Raw genomic sequence first — 15,524 nt, 5'->3', positions numbered from 1 at the left:
AACCTATCTGCCTTGCTAATTTAATGCCCATTTTTAAGTGCTACTATCGCGAACCTCGTATGCGAACAGGGAACATAGGTAATGTATACAACAGAAGAGCTAAACGGGACGTATTTTTATCATGGGCATGAAAATGTATCGGCTCAGGAGTTATTCTGGTTAATATTTTTGGAAGAATTTTCAAAACATGAAGGTTTGGCGATTGAAACCGCTGCCACCATTCTTTCAGGCTGGCCGCTTATTCCTAAAAAGAAAGGATTAGGCAAGTCATCATGGGGTACCAGTGTTGCGTCTAAAATGTCCCGCAGGATATTTAAGGATATGCATTTTATTGAGCCCGTTGAAACACCCGTAGGAATATGGAAAACCCGATGGACAATCAGGGTCGGCACAGCCGTAGGGCGATATGTTCCGTACGTAGGATATGTTCAGGCAATGATAGTTTTTTCAATTGTCGCATAAGAAACCCGGAATAAATATAATCTGATTGCACGGCCTGACGACCGCATTCCATGGACCTATTTCTGATGTTCGATGAAAACGAAATCCTAAACTACATAACTGAGAAATATAGCTTCAGGAAACAGCCCGTCGGTAAAGAATGGACATTTCAGGAACACTTGAATTTTGTTCAGGAAGAGTTAGAAGAAATGTTAGTTGACCTGTTCACTCGATACGGCATCGAACACAACAACTTCAATCTCGATGATTACTTCGAACCAGAGTGGCCTGTTTGGTTATTGTGGAAAAGATTCCAGCGCAAAGAATATAAACCGCTCACGGTGGGAATGATTATTGAATCAGCAAAAGCGGGGAAATGGTTATATCAGTAAGGGGCATAATGGCCCCTTTTTTATTTATGCCGTCTGGCGGTCGTTCCATGCATCAGAGAAAATAATATTCCCGTCGTTATGTTTCCACGTAATTTTTTCATACCGCAGTTCAACAGATTCCATGTGATTATCATTTGGATTATCAGAAGCCCCCATCGTTGGGGATATCGAAACAATACGAACCTTTTCTAACATCATATTGAAGTATTCAACTTCTTGTCCGGCATCGTTAATCTTGTACCAGCGAATTTCTGCGGATTCGAGATTTTGGCCCGTTGCAACCGCCTTATAGAGATACGGGCTCGATGAATCAAAATCTTTCACGACAAGCATAGATGAATGCATCCGGGTACCCGTTACTTTTCCGGTGGCACTGTCCGTTGGGATCATCACGTTATGATGAAACCCTTTAACTTCAATACTGTATTCTCTGTCTTTAACGTCCACCGCGCCCTTGATCAGGGCGCCGCCATCATCTTTTAGCCACAGGTAAGCTGGAATAGCCATTTTCCTATCTCCTTATAAAAGTTATGGCTAACTTACTCCAGCCTTGTTTAATCACAAGCAAAAAACCTCATTAAAATCCATTTAATTGCATTTATTACAATGACTTATAATTATTACTTATACGTCGCGCACGCTCTTTTTTGCTGAAGAAAACCCAGTCAAACCACACCAACACCCATCCTTTCCCGTGCTTCTTCATAGGTCGGCATTGATGCCGCAGCCCCTGCTCTTTCCACACAAACGGATGCGTAGGCGGAGGCAAATTGCGCGGCTTCTGAAAGCGTGGAACCGGCGGCGAGCTGCGAGGCTAATGCGCCGTTGAAAGCATCGCCAGCGCCGGTGGTATCGACCGGTGTGGCCGGGCAGGCGGCGATGATTTGCGTTTCGCCATTCACGGAAAGCAGTGCGCCCTGCGTGCCGAGCGTGACGATCAGTGCCTGAATGCCCTTAGCGTGCAGCGCGAGGGCGGCGCACTTAGCGGATGGAATATCGTGAACCTCAATGCCGGTCAGTAATGTGCATTCAGTGGCGTTGGGCGTGAGCAAATCGACCTGCGCCAGCAGGTGGTCGGAAACCGGCTGGAACGGCGCGGGGTTGAGGATAATGTACGTCCCGTTTTCCCTGGCGATGTTGATCAGTTTTTCGATAGCCGGAAGATTATTTTCCAGCTGCGTCAGCAGGATATCCGCAGCGGCTACCGCCGGACGGCATTGTTCGACCTCTTCGTCGGTGACCGTCAGGTTCGCGCCCGGATCGACCGCTATCATGTTTTCCGCGTCCGCACCGGCGACGTAAATCAGCGCATTACCGGTCGGGCATTCGCTGGTGGAAAACAGCGTGACGGCATCGAAACCGGCGTTGTCGAGGTGGCGGCGGGCAAACATGCCGAAATCATCACGCCCGACTTTCCCAATGTAATGCACCCGCGCACCGGCGCGCAGTGCGGCAACTGCCTGATTCGCACCCTTTCCACCCGCACCCATCATGCTGTTACGCGCAATCAGGGATTCTCCCGGCTTGGGGAAACGCGCCATGCCAGCGACAATGTCGAGGTTGAAAGAACCAAATACGCATACCTTGCCTTTTTTCATGCCTCTCTCCTGAAAGAAAACGGTCGTGACTGCGACTGAAAAACGCGTTGTGCGGCCAGACAGGCGCCGCGGCAACCGGTCTCATCGGTGACGGCGCTGAAGTGGATCTTCAGTCCGTTCGCCGGATACGGGCTGCGCAGATGGCTGCGCAACTGCTGTTCGAGCTGCGCCAGCGGGAAATTCTCCATCGCCAGCACACCGCCGCCGAGCACCAGATATTCCGGGTCCAGAATGTTCATTTCACTGGCGACCGTTCGCGCCAGACGCGCTACAAATTCGGTTAAATCCACATGTTCTGCGTGACGCACAAACAGTTCGGCGAACGGCGTTTGCGGTGCGTGCTGCCGAGCCCAGCCGGTCAGCCAGTTGCCGGACGTCAGCGTCTCGACGCAGCCGGTTTTTCCGCAAGGGCACAGCAGCGGATTGCCTGCCAGCGGAATATGCCCGAGCTCGCCCGCACCGCCGTGCGCACCGTGATAAAAATCGCCGTTAATCCACAAACTGTTGCCCAGACCGGTGCCCAGATACAGGCCGACGGCGACGTCAGGCAGCGTGTCGTGCTGAAGTAAATCCCACCACATCAGATGGTTAACGTCTTTATCCATCGTCACCGGCAGATGCAGCCGCTGCGCAAGCTGCTCCGCGACCGGCTGATTATCCAGCGCGGAAATAAACGGCAGCGATAACACGGTTTGCCGGTCACGGGACAAGATCCCCGGCAAACCGAGCATCACCTGTGCCACCTGATGATGCGGATCCTGCGCATCCAGATACCCGCGGATCAGTGCTTCCAGCCCGCTCAGCGGATCACTTTGCCCTGCCCAACTTTGCGTCGGGGTTTTGTGGTAGCCGCGAAAATTTTGCTGGCTGTCCATCAGCATTAAACGGGTATTGGTGCCCCCGACATCCACTCCAAGAAAGTGCGGCATACGGCTCTCCTGCCCTCAGGCTGCGTGACGCGCCTGACGCATCTGATCGAGCATTTTGTCCCAGGCAATATCCAGATCGCTGTCGAGCGTGAACAGGCCGGAACTGCCGACGATCAGCACTTCCGCGCCCGCAGACATCAGATCCTGATACGTCCTCAGGTTGCAGGATCCGTCGATTTCGATCAGATAGCGGTAGCCTTTTTGCTGTTTGAGATCGCGCAGCTGAGCAATTTTCCCCAGCATTTCCGGGATGAACGGCTGCCCGGCATAGCCCGGATCGACGGTCATGACGGTAATTTTATCCAGCAGATGAATGTAGTGCTGGATGTATTCCACCGGCGTCGCAGGGTTAAGTACCACGCCGACCTTTTTACCCAGAGAACGGATCTGGTTGATGATGCGGAACGCGTCGCGGTTGATAGTTTCGGCGTGCGGGCAAATAAAATCGGCACCGGCTCTGGCTATCGGTTCGATAAAGTCGGACGGATTTTCCACCATCATATGCACGTCCAGAATCAGGGGCGTATGCGGGCGGATCTGTTCGATGAAGAACGGCGACAGCGTGATGTTTTTGACGTAATGGCCGTCCATGATGTCGATGTGCAGCATGTCAGCGCGGCGGTTCAGCACTTCGAGTTGCTGTTTGATGTCGATCAGGCTCATGCACATCAGCGACGGAGAAATTTTGTATTCCATGATGTTTTCCTAAGTCAGAAGCAATTTTAAAAAGGTGTTTAAGGTTGAGCCGCCCGCGCTTTGGCGGCGCTCATGCGTCCTGCGCGTTTTTGCAGGAAACGGGCACGGAAGAATTTCAGCGCCAGCACCACAATCAGTACCGCGCCCCACATCGCCAGGCTGAAATGCGGGCTGACGTTCAACAGATTCAGGCCGGTGGAAATCACCTGCAGGACAATCAGCGAGAGCACCACGCCCGCCACTTTGCCGAATCCGCCGTTCGGGTCGGTGCCGCCTAAAATGATCGCCAGTACGGTCAGCAGCAGGTAAGAATCGCCGTAGCCCATGCGTGCCGAGTTGAAGCGCGCCATCATCACCAGCCCGGCAATCACGCATAACATGCTGGAAATCACGTAAATGGCGATCAGCACGCGGTGGGTATTCACGCCGCTGAAATGGGTGGCGTTGATGTTGCTGCCGCTCATGTAGATGTATTTGCCAAGGCGCGTGCGTTCGAGGAATACCGCGATTAAGGCGGCCGTCAGCAGAAAGATGATTAACGGAACCGGCACGCCGAGCAGGGTTTCCGCGCCGATAAAGCGCACGATGTCGGGCATACCGCTGATGGCCGCGCCGCGTGAGAGATAGATGCCAACGCCGTTCACCATCGTCATGGTGGCGAGCGTGACCAGAATCGGATGCGCCCCGACATAGGCCACCAGCGCACCGGTCAGCATGCCGATGACCAGCGCCAGAATCATTGCGCCGACCAGCGCCACGGTCAGCCAGACCGCCTGCATCGCCATGCTGGCATCGGGCGGCAGCCAGGTGAGAAACACCCACGCCATCAGCAGGCTGGTCAGGTTAGCGGTGGCGATAATGCACAGGTTCAGGCCGCCGCTGAGGATCGGGATAAACATCGCCAGCGTCAGCAAACCGAGTTCCGGCAGCTGAAACGCGACGCTCATAAAGGTGGCGTCACTGAAGAATCGCCCCGGCATCGCCAGGCTGAAACCGATAATGACCACCAGCAGCAACAGCGATAATCCCAGTGTGGTGTTGTCTATTTTCAGGGAAGCCATTTTCAGCCGTGGCCGGGCTTTAAGATTCACATTTCTGCTTTTCGCGAACATAGCGGTTTTCCTCAGGCGTAGCCGACTTCGGTTTCTTTGCGTTTCTTGTAATGGGTGACGGTGATGGCCGCGACAATCACCACGCCGATGACGATATTCATGAAGTAGCTGGAGACACCGATCAGGTTGAGGCCGTTTTTCAGCACGCCAATCAGGAACACGCCCATCAGTGTGCCGACCACGCTGCCTTTGCCGCCGTTAAGGCTGGCGCCGCCGAGCACCGCCGCCGCCAGCACATCCAGCTCGCCGCCGACCAGCGCATTCGGCACCACTTCACCGACGCGATACACCTGTACCAGGCCGCCAATCGCCGCCATTGCACCGAGATAACCGTAAGCAAAAAGATGCAATAACCCGACACGGATCCCGATACGACGCGCGGATTCCTGATCACCGCCGACGGCAAACAGCTGGCGTCCCAGATGGGTTTTGTTGAGCAGGATCCAGCTCAGCGCTGCCACCGCCAGCATCACTACCACCGGCAAACCCACCTGATAGTGCTGCTCGCCGACGCTGAAGGGCAGCACGCGGAGCGGCGTGGTCAGCCAGTCCGGCAGGTCGTAGAGGCTGGTGCCGTTGGTCAGCCACATCAGCATGCCGAACAGCAGTGACTGCATGCTGATGGTGACGATGATCGAGACAATGCGCAGGCAGTAGATCAGGATGGCGTTGATCATCCCAAGGACGGTGCCGATGGCGATCGCCAGTAAAATGCTGCCGGTCGGGCTGCTCAGGCCATAATGAATGGCCAGGGTGGCGATGAGGTACTGCACGACGGACGCCACGGCGGCGAACGAAATATCAATGCCTCCGGTGACCAGCACCACAAACAGGCCGAGGGCGAAGATACCGCTGACGGCGTAGCTTTCGGTCAGATCGAGCAGGTTCTGAAGCGTCAGAAACTGATTGGTGAGCAGGGAAAACGTGACGATAACCACCAGCAAAACCCAGGCTAAATAACCTTCGTTGCTGGACGGGCGTAACCGGCTGAGCTTAAGCATTGACCGCCTCCGCAAGCTGTTGCTGAGTAATCGCGCCCGGAAGATATTCGCCCTTCACTGTGCCTTCGGAGAAATGCAGCACGCGGTCGCAGTTGAAATACACTTCCGGTACTTCGTCGGAAATCAGCAGGATCGAAATGCCCTCTTCCGCCAGCTGATGCACCAGCTGGTAAATACTGGCTTTCGCGCCGACATCCACGCCGACCGTTGGCGAATCGAGGATCAGGATTTTGGGCTGCGTCAGTACCCATTTTGCCAGCACGATCTTTTGCTGATTCCCGCCGGACAGCGTGGAAATCGCCTGATCAGGATTAGCGACTTTGACGCCGAGTTTTTCGATCCACTGCTGGATGATTTTGTTTTTGCGATATTCGTCGATCAGATGAAAACGGCTGCGCAGCTGATCCATGATCGCCAGCACGGTGTTGTCGCCGACCGACTGTTGCTGGATCAGGCCCAGGGTCAGACGGTCTTCCGAGACATAACCTATGCCGGATTTGATCGCGTCTTCGTGGCTGCGAAAACGCACGGGTTTGCTGTCGAGATAAATTTTGCCGCTGTCCGGCCTGGTCATACCAAACAGGCTGAGCGCCAGTTCAGTGCGCCCGGAACCAAGGAGGCCGCACAGGCCGAGCACTTCACCTGCATGAAGTTTAAAACTGACGTCGTGGTACTGACCCTCTCGGCTGAGTTTGTCGGTTTCCAGCATGATGCGCTGGTCATTCATGTTGGCGGCTTTCAGGCGGTGATCGAGTTTCAGACCGGTCATCAGTTCGGTCAGGCGTTCGCTGCTGACTTCAGAGGCCGGAAAGGTGCCGACTTTTTTACCGTCACGAATGACCGTGACGCTGTCGGAAATCTCAAGCACTTCATCGAGACGATGGCTGACGAACACCACGCTGATGCCTTTGTTTTTCAGGTAATGCACGGTGCGCAGCAGCTGATTCACTTCTGTGCGGGTCAGCGAGGCGGTCGGTTCATCCATAATCACTAACCGCGCATCGGCGACCAGCGCGCGGCAAATTGCCACCTGCTGGCGCTGGGCAATCGGCAGCGCTGACACTTTGCTGTCGAGGTCCAAGGTGTAATTGAGTTCAGTCAGAATGCGCTGCGCGGTGTCGCGCAGACGTGACGGGCGATACCAGCCCATCAGCCCTTGCAGGTTGTGGTCGAAGGCGATGTTTTCAAACACGCTCAGGTTCGGAAACAGCGAAAGATCCTGATAAATCACCTGAACGCCAAACTGCCGCGCCTGATCCGGGCTGAGTTTGCTGAACGTCGAAAGCCCCTGCGTGGCAGAACCCAGCGTGATCCGGCAACCGTTGTCCGGCTGATAAACCCCCGAGATCACTTTGATCAACGTACTTTTACCGCAGCCGTTGGTGCCCGCCAGGCAGTGAACTTCCCCCGGCATCAGCCGCAGGGAAATATCGTTAAGCGCGCGCTGTCCGCCAAAGGTCACCGACAGATTCTGTACATCAATCAGCGGCGTGTTATCTGTTTGAATGATCCCGGAGATTGCCATGATTACAGCCCCATTTTGACCAGTTTCGGCAGGTTGGCTTTATCCAGACTCTCAGTTTCGTTGCCCAGAATAGTGCGCGTGGCTTCATCGACTTTCACTTTACCCATGCCTTCGATGGTCATGCCGTCAGTGATTTTTTCGCCTTTTTCCAGCTTCTCGGCGATGCGCACGAAGACTTCACCGGCGACCATCGGATTCCAGATAAAGCCACCTTTGATGGCACCGGCTTTCACCAGGCTTGCGCCCTGGCCCGGACTGAATGGCCCGAAGACGCAGACATCATCGGTTTTGCCGCGGTTAAGCACCGCACGGCCTGCGCCGATCGGGCCTTGTGAACCGATCGCCAGAATGCCTTTCAGGTTGGCGTCTTTAGACATCAGGTCATTGGTAGTTCGGATGCTGTCATCAAGCGATTCGCCGACACCGAATTTGTCGCCGACCAGGTGCATGTTCGGATAATGTTCTTTCTGGTAATTGATGGCGGCATCGGCCCATTTCTGATGCAAAGGCACGGTCAGGCTGCCGACATACACCGCGTAATCGCCTTTTTCTTTCATACATTGTGCGAGGGCGATCATGTGGTTAATGCCGTGCTGCGTGGCATCGACCATTTCGAAATCCCAGTCGGCATATTTCTGATCCGGCGATTCATGCACAATGACTTTGATGCCGGCGTCGTGTGCGCGTTTCAGCACCGGCTCCAGCACGCGGGCATCGTTTGGCACCACGCCGATCACATCTACTTTTTGCGCAATCAGATCTTCAATCGCACGCACCTGCAACGCCGGATCCGCGCTGGTTGGTCCGACCTGCCACGCATCTATCCCGCGTTTGGCCGCTTCACTTTTGATCCCGGCTTCCATCGCATTGAACCAGGCGTTACCGCCGACTTTCACCACCACGCCCATGCGAATTTTATCGGCGGCGTGTGCCGACAGGGACAACATGGCTGTCGCGAACAGGCAGGCAAGAACGGATTTCTTGATCATGTTTACTCTCCTGGAAGGTCAGTTATGTGCCGCAGCTAACGGACCGTTGCGGCTGTTTTTAGTTTTTTTCTGTAGGGGTGACGGAGAAACTTCAATCACGTTGACGTTGCTCCAGGCCAGTTCCTGGCGGAATTCTTCATCCTCCAGATGGTCTGTTATCAGTGTGTCGATTTCCCGGTAGTGGCAGATCCGCGCAAAAGAGCGGCGGCCGAATTTGCTGGAGTCAGCCAGCAAAATTTTGTGCTCGGAGGAAAGCAGCATTTGCTGTTTCAGCCGCGCATGATGCTCGTTACTCTCACGGATGCCGCCTTCATGGCTGATGCCGTGACAGGAGAAAAACAGTTTATTGATGACGAACTCTTTCAGCATTTGCTCGGCCAGCACGCCGACAAAATCTTCGTATTTCGCCGAGTATTCACCGCCTAAACCGATGGTGCGCACATTGGCTTTCACCGACAGCGTCTGGATGATCTGCACTGAGTTGGTCAGCACCACCAGCTGAATGTCGGGCAACTGACGCGCCAGATACCAGCTTGTCGAACTGCTGTCGAGCAGCAGACAGTCACCCGGATTAATCAGCTGCAATGCGCGTTTGGCGATGCGCGTTTTGCTGTCAGGCGACTGATTACTGCGGTCACGAAACGATTCGCCCTGTTCAATCTGCGACGGTACATAGGTTTTTTCGCCCGCCGAATGTTCCGTAAAGACCGCGCCGCCGTGGCTGCGTAACAGCACGCCGCGCTTTTCCAGCAGCGCCAGATCCCGCCGCGCCGTTTCCAGCGAAATACGGCATAACTGCGCCACTTCCTGCACCAGAATGCGTCCGCGCTGGGTGAGAATTTCGGTAATAAAACGATGTCGCTCTACTGGCAGCATGTGGTGATTCCTCTTTCCCGATGTCAAACAGGATACGCAGCCCGGTGGTTGTGGAATGCGCAGTGCCTCAAACGCGGCTGTGTGCATTTTTTGCCACCGCCGTCATGTGATAGTTGTCACGAAAAGCTGAGAAAAGATGAAATGTTAAAGTTTGGATCTGTGGCGGGAACGGCATTAAATCGTCATTTGCGTTGCAACAAGACAGCAACAGTTTTGCAAACGGTCACAATTCCTCGTGGTTTCTCATGACCGGTTATGACCGTTTGTGTGGAGCTGACCGTTTGGACATAAAAAAAGCGCCCTAAGGCGCTTCTGCATCCGAAGAAAGTATTATCTCCCACCCGCCAGATCGAGAAAACTGCCGGTGACGTAGGAGGAGGAATCGGAGAGCAGCCAGTAAATCGCCTGCGCCACTTCTTCCGGCTGGCCACCGCGCTGCATCGGCAGATTGGCCTTCACGCGATCGACGCGTCCCGGCTCACCGCCGCTGGCGTGCATTTCGGTATAAATCAGACCGGGCCGCACGCAGTTAACGCGAATACCGTACGCCGCCACTTCCAGCGCCAGACCGGTGGTCAGGGTATCCACCGCCCCTTTTGACGCGGCGTAATCAACATATTCGCCCGGCGCCCCCAGACGGGCAGCCGCCGAAGAGACATTCACAATCGTCCCGCCCTTTCCGCCGTGCCGGTACGACATGATTTTCACCGCCTCGCGGCAGCACAGGAAATAGCCCGTCACGTTGGTGGACAGCACTTTATTAATCCGCTCCGCCGAGAGGTTTTCAATGGTGGTCTGCTGGAACAGAATTCCGGCATTATTCACCAGCGCGGTGATTGTCCCGAGTTCTTCGCCCAGGCGTTTAAACATCGCGACCACCTGCGTTTCGTCGGCAATATCAGCCTGAAGCGCGATGGCTTTGCCACCGGCCTGATGAATTTCATCGACGACAGATTGTGCAGCGGTTTCGTTATTCAGATAGTTGACGCCGACGGCGTAACCCTGCTGCGCGAGGAGGATCGCGGTTGCACGGCCGATACCGCGGCTACCGCCGGTGACGAGAGCGATTTTCATTGAATACTCCAGTGGGATCTTAAATTCAAAAACACAGGGGGTTTATCTTTTAGAAAACGTAATTGGCGTGCTCAAAATTCAGCTGAACGGAGCGGCTTCAAGACCTATGGCTTGAAGACCGAGAGAAGGCAGTGCGAAGCACCTGAATTTACGCCACTCACTATTTTAACGAAGCATGTCCATCGTAAATGCGACAGCGCGGAGTGAAAAAACGCAGGATTGTTAAGGGGCGCGTTTACGCCCCTTAACCCGGTGTGGGCCGGCGCCCACGCCCCTGATTTAGACGTTAGCTGAGGCCGCAGATAATGGCGGCCTCAGTCAAAACGAGTCTTACTCGTAATCTGACATCGGTACACATGAACAGAATAAATTCCTGTCCCCGTACACGTCATCCAGACGTTTCACGGTCGGCCAGTATTTGTTGTCGTACCCGGCCGGGAATACCGCCACTTCGCGGGTGTACGGATGGTTCCAGTCGCTGACCAGCTCATTCTGCACGTGCGGTGCATTCACCAGCGGGTTGTCTTCCAGCGGCCATTCGCCTTTCGCTACGCGGTCGATTTCACTGCGGATTGCCAGCAGCGCCTCGATAAAGCGATCCAGTTCCACTTTGCTTTCTGATTCGGTGGGCTCAACCATCAGCGTGCCGGCAACCGGGAAGGACATGGTCGGGGCGTGGAATCCATAGTCGATCAGGCGTTTGGCGATATCCATTTCGCTGATACCGGTCGTTTCCTTCAGCGGACGGATATCCAGAATACATTCGTGCGCCACACGACCGTCGCGGCCAGTGTAGAGCACCGGATACGCGTCCTTCAGACGGGTAGCGATGTAGTTGGCGTTAAGGATAGCGACCTGGCTGGCTTGTTTCAGGCCTTCCGCGCCCATCATACGGATGTACATCCAGCTGATTGGCAGGATTGACGCGCTGCCGAACGGGGCCGCAGAAACCGCACCGTTTTGCGTCAGCACGCCGTCAATCTGTACCACGCTGTGACCCGGAACAAACGGTGCCAGATGCGCTTTCACACCAATCGGCCCCATGCCCGGACCGCCGCCGCCGTGCGGGATACAGAAGGTTTTGTGCAGGTTAAGGTGCGAGACGTCAGCACCGATGTAACCCGGCGTGGTGATGCCGACCTGTGCGTTCATGTTCGCGCCGTCGAGGTAAACCTGACCGCCGTACTGGTGAACAATCTGGCAGACTTCGCGGATGGTTTCTTCGTAAACGCCGTGCGTTGAAGGATAAGTCACCATGATACAAGACAGTTCGTCACCCGCTTTCGCCGCTTTCTCACGCAGGTCGCTCAGGTCAATGTTGCCTTGCTTATCACAAGCCACCACCACGACGGTCATACTCGCCATCTGTGCAGATGCCGGGTTGGTGCCGTGTGCTGAACTTGGGATCAGGCAGATGTGACGACCACTTTCGTTACGGCTTTCGTGGTAACGACGGATGGCCAGCAGACCCGCATATTCACCCTGCGCGCCGGAGTTTGGCTGCATACAGACAGCGTCGTAACCGGTGAGCTGAACCAGCCATTGTGACAGCTGACCGATCATTTGCTGATAACCGCCCGCCTGTTCTGTCGGGCAGAACGGATGCAGTTCGGCGAATTCCGGCCAGGTTATCGGGATCATTTCTGCCGCAGCATTCAGTTTCATGGTGCAGGAACCCAGCGGGATCATCGCCTGATTCAGCGCCAGATCCTTTTTCTCCAGACGGTGCATATAACGCATCATCTCGGTTTCGCTGTGGTACTGGTTGAATACCGGATGGGTGAGGATCGGATCCACACGCAGCATGGCCGCAGGAATCGAGTTGCTGTCGGTCGATGCGGCATTGTCCAGCTTGTCGATGTCCAGACCGTTATCGTCACCCAGCAGGGCAGCGAAAAGCACCTGAACGTCTTCGCGAGAGGTCGCTTCGTCGAGCGTGATACCGACCGCGCCGTGAATGTCTGTACGCAGGTTGAGACCGAAGCTCAGCGCGCGTTCAAGCACAGCAGCTTTGTCTTTCACTTCAACAGTCAGCGTATCGAACCAGGTGTTATGACGCAGTGTCAGACCGCCCTGTTTCAGACCAGCGGCCAGGATGTCGGTCAGGCGGTGAATGCGTGACGCAATGCGTTTCAGGCCTTCAGGGCCGTGGAATACCGCATAAAGGCTGGCAATATTGGCCAGTAAAACCTGCGAGGTACAAATGTTGGAGTTGGCTTTTTCGCGGCGGATATGTTGCTCGCGGGTTTGCATCGCCATGCGCAGTGCTGTTTTACCTGCAGCATCGCGGGAAACGCCGATGATACGGCCCGGCATGGAACGTTTGAATTCGTCTACGCAGGCAAAGAACGCCGCGTGCGGACCGCCGTAACCCATCGGTACGCCAAAGCGTTGCGCCGAACCAAAGACGACGTCTGCGCCCTGCCTGCCCGGTGCGGCCAGCAGCACCAGCGCCATAATATCAGCGGCAACGCTGGTGATAATTTTGCGGGATTTCAGTTCGCCCAGCAGCGCAGTGTAATCGTGCACTTCGCCGGTAGTGCCGACCTGCTGTAACAGCACGCCGAACACGCCTTCCAGTTCGAGCACTTTTTCAGCTTTATCAACGATGATGTCAAAGCCGAACGTTTCCGCACGGGTGCGAACTACGTCCAGCGTTTGCGGATGCACGTCGTCCGCCACGAAGAAGCGGTTAGCATCTTTCAGTTTGCTGGCGCGTTTTGCCAGCGCCATCGCTTCTGCCGCAGCGGTTGCTTCATCGAGCAAAGAAGCAGAAGCCAGATCCAGACCGGTCAGGTCTAATGTCAGTTGTTGGAAATTCAGCAACGCTTCAAGACGGCCCTGCGACACTTCCGGCTGATACGGGGTATACGCTGTATACCAGCCCGGATTTTCCAGCATATTGCGCAGGATAACCGGCGGTGTCAGCACCGCGCTGTAACCCATACCGATGTAGGATTTATAGCGCTGGTTCTGGCTGGCAATGGCTTTCAGCTCAGCCAGCGCCTGATGTTCCGTCACGGCATCACCGACGGCCGGTGGCCCCGGCAGCTGAATATCGACCGGAACGATCTGCTGGATCAGCGCGTTTAACGAGTCTGCACCGACCGTATCCAGCATCTGTTGCTGCTGCTGAGAAGACGGACCAATGTGACGGCCGATAAAGGCTTCGTTGTTTTCGAGTTGGCTGAGAGTATGAGTCATTTGCTACGCATTCCTGAAATCTGCTGGAGGTGTCTTGGGATACTGACAAAAGCTACGGGTGTTGAATTCGCCCCGCAAACGGGTTGCGGGGCGGGCATTGCAGTCCTGATTATTCGTCTACAGAAGCAGCATAGGCTTCTGCATCAAGCAGGTTAGCCAGTTCGCTTTCGTCTGACGCTTTAATCTGGAACAGGAAACCTGCGCCGTACGGCTCGCTGTTGACCAGTTCCGGAGAACCTTCCAGTTCGCCGTTAACCGCAACGATTTCGCCGCTGACTGGAGAATAAATATCGGAAGCCGCTTTAACCGATTCCGCCACGGCGCAGTCTTCACCTGCGGCGACTTCACGGCCCACTTCTGGCAAATCAACGAAAACCATGTCGCCCAGTAATTCCTGCGCGTGTTCAGTGATGCCTACGGTGTAAACGCCGTTGCCTTCTGAACGTACCCACTCGTGGGAAGAGGCATATTTCAAATCTGCTGGAACATTGCTCATTATATTTTCTCCAAAAAAGTGCTTAATTCAGCGTTAACTGGATAATTTTATCTCAAATTTTTACTGCGCCAGCGGTTTGCCATTGCGGACAAAACCTGGTTTGGTGACTTTCACCGGCATTTCGCGGTTACGGATTTGCACAATGGCGTGCTCGCCAATGCCCGCCGGAACGCGTGCCAGAGCAATACTGTAGCCGAGCGTCGGAGAGAATGAGCCGCTGGTAATCACGCCTTCCAGCGTGTTGCCCGCGCTGTCGGTGAATCGTACCGGCAGTTCGTTACGCAATACGCCTTTCTCTGTCATCACTAAACCGACCAGCTGTTCGGTGCCCTGCTCGCGCTGTCTTTCCAGTGCGTCACGGCCAATAAAGTTGCGGTCTTCAGGTGCCCAGGCGATGGTCCAGCCCATGTTGGCTGCCAGCGGTGAAACGCCTTCGTCCATTTCCTGACCGTAAAGATTCATACCCGCTTCCAGACGCAGCGTGTCGCGCGCGCCCAGACCGGCAGGTTTCACGCCTGCTGCCAGCAGTTTCTGCCAGAAATCAGCAACCTGTTCTTGCGGGAGTGCGATTTCATATCCTGCTTCGCCGGTATAACCGGTGGTGGCGATAAACAGGTCACCCACCTGAACGCCGAAGAACGGCTTCATCCCCGCGACCGCTTGTTTTTGTTCAGCGGTAAAAAGTGTTTCTGCTTTCTCTTTTGCATGAGGGCCCTGCACGGCTACCAGCGCTAAGTCATCACGCACGGTCAGTTCGATGCCATACGGTTCTGCATGCTGCGAAATCCATGCCAGATCTTTCTCCCGGGTCGCGGAGTTCACCACCAGGCGGAAATAGTTTTCGTTGAGGAAGTAAACGATCAGGTCGTCGATCACGCCGCCGGACGCATTGAGCATGCCGGTATAAAGCGCTTTACCGGGAACGGTGAGTTTGGCGACATCATTCGCCAGCAGGTAACGGAGGAATTCACGGGTACGGGCACCGTGGAGATCAACGATGGTCATGTGCGAGACGTCAAACATACCGGCATCCTGACGCACAATGTGGTGTTCATCCAGCTGAGAGCCGTAATGCAATGGCATCATCCAGCCGTGGAAATCGACCATACGCGCGCCGCACGCAACATGTTGTTCATAAAGCTGAGTCTGCTTAACCATCTTATTCCTCATTTAATTAAGTGCATAAACAGC

General features: G+C 54.9%; 14 protein-coding genes and 1 pseudogene. 2 read left to right on the top strand and 13 right to left on the bottom strand.

Annotated elements, in window-relative coordinates; translation table 11 throughout:
* The first annotated feature begins 81 nt into the window (after nt 1-81).
* A pseudogene (locus GW579_RS11685) lies at nt 82-528 on the top strand (STM2901 family protein).
* Nucleotides 528-833, top strand: a complete 306-nt coding sequence (locus tag GW579_RS11680; RefSeq protein WP_420821541.1) for a DUF1493 family protein — start codon at nt 528-530, stop codon at nt 831-833. The pseudogene GW579_RS11685 and the gene GW579_RS11680 overlap by 1 nt, the downstream one beginning before the upstream one ends.
* A gap of 24 nt (nt 834-857) precedes the next feature.
* Here GW579_RS11680 and GW579_RS11675 read toward each other — a convergent pair whose 3' ends face one another.
* The 13 genes from GW579_RS11675 to gcvT all read right to left on the bottom strand — a co-directional run bounded on the left by GW579_RS11675 (nt 858) and on the right by gcvT (nt 15,491).
* Nucleotides 858-1,340, bottom strand: a complete 483-nt coding sequence (locus tag GW579_RS11675; protein ID WP_165059191.1) for an Hcp family type VI secretion system effector — start codon at nt 1,338-1,340, stop codon at nt 858-860.
* A 158-nt stretch (nt 1,341-1,498) separates the two neighbouring features.
* Nucleotides 1,499-2,431, bottom strand: coding sequence for a ribokinase (gene rbsK / locus GW579_RS11670; protein WP_165059189.1), 933 nt, complete (start codon nt 2,429-2,431; stop codon nt 1,499-1,501).
* Nucleotides 2,428-3,360: an allose kinase gene (gene alsK / locus GW579_RS11665; RefSeq protein ID WP_152327777.1), complete on the bottom strand. Its 933-nt coding sequence runs from the start codon at nt 3,358-3,360 to the stop codon at nt 2,428-2,430. Before alsK ends, rbsK begins: the two co-directional genes overlap by 4 nt.
* Nucleotides 3,361-3,375: 15 nt before the next feature.
* On the bottom strand, nt 3,376-4,056 hold the full coding sequence (alsE, locus tag GW579_RS11660) for a D-allulose 6-phosphate 3-epimerase (RefSeq protein ID WP_104923174.1): 681 nt from the start codon (nt 4,054-4,056) through the stop codon (nt 3,376-3,378).
* A gap of 38 nt (nt 4,057-4,094) precedes the next feature.
* Nucleotides 4,095-5,168 (bottom strand): ABC transporter permease, encoded by a 1,074-nt coding sequence (locus tag GW579_RS11655; RefSeq protein ID WP_165059187.1) that lies wholly within the window; start codon nt 5,166-5,168, stop codon nt 4,095-4,097.
* 11 nt (nt 5,169-5,179) lie between these two features.
* Nucleotides 5,180-6,169 (bottom strand): ABC transporter permease, encoded by a 990-nt coding sequence (locus tag GW579_RS11650; protein ID WP_165059186.1) that lies wholly within the window; start codon nt 6,167-6,169, stop codon nt 5,180-5,182.
* Nucleotides 6,162-7,694, bottom strand: a complete 1,533-nt coding sequence (locus GW579_RS11645; protein WP_165059184.1) for a sugar ABC transporter ATP-binding protein — start codon at nt 7,692-7,694, stop codon at nt 6,162-6,164. Before GW579_RS11645 ends, GW579_RS11650 begins: the two co-directional genes overlap by 8 nt.
* A 2-nt stretch (nt 7,695-7,696) precedes the next feature.
* Nucleotides 7,697-8,683, bottom strand: coding sequence for a substrate-binding domain-containing protein (locus tag GW579_RS11640; RefSeq protein ID WP_206738862.1), 987 nt, complete (start codon nt 8,681-8,683; stop codon nt 7,697-7,699).
* Between the two features lie 18 nt (nt 8,684-8,701).
* Complete coding sequence (locus GW579_RS11635; protein ID WP_152327772.1) at nt 8,702-9,559, bottom strand: DeoR/GlpR family DNA-binding transcription regulator; 858 nt, start codon at nt 9,557-9,559, stop codon at nt 8,702-8,704.
* A 330-nt stretch (nt 9,560-9,889) separates the two neighbouring features.
* Complete coding sequence (locus GW579_RS11630; protein WP_165059182.1) at nt 9,890-10,633, bottom strand: SDR family oxidoreductase; 744 nt, start codon at nt 10,631-10,633, stop codon at nt 9,890-9,892.
* A 330-nt stretch (nt 10,634-10,963) separates the two neighbouring features.
* Nucleotides 10,964-13,837: an aminomethyl-transferring glycine dehydrogenase gene (gene gcvP / locus GW579_RS11625; protein ID WP_165059180.1), complete on the bottom strand. Its 2,874-nt coding sequence runs from the start codon at nt 13,835-13,837 to the stop codon at nt 10,964-10,966.
* Nucleotides 13,838-13,946: 109 nt separating this feature from the next.
* On the bottom strand, nt 13,947-14,333 hold the full coding sequence (gene gcvH / locus GW579_RS11620) for a glycine cleavage system protein GcvH (protein ID WP_152327769.1): 387 nt from the start codon (nt 14,331-14,333) through the stop codon (nt 13,947-13,949).
* Between the two features lie 60 nt (nt 14,334-14,393).
* Nucleotides 14,394-15,491, bottom strand: coding sequence for a glycine cleavage system aminomethyltransferase GcvT (gcvT, locus tag GW579_RS11615; protein WP_165059178.1), 1,098 nt, complete (start codon nt 15,489-15,491; stop codon nt 14,394-14,396).
* Nucleotides 15,492-15,524 lie beyond the last annotated feature (33 nt).

Source organism: Rahnella contaminans (assembly GCF_011065485.1).
In the GTDB taxonomy this organism is placed as follows: Bacteria; Pseudomonadota; Gammaproteobacteria; order Enterobacterales; family Enterobacteriaceae; genus Rahnella; species Rahnella contaminans.
Note: the sequence above shows the minus strand (reverse complement) of the source record. Positions and strands in the feature narration are given on the sequence as shown.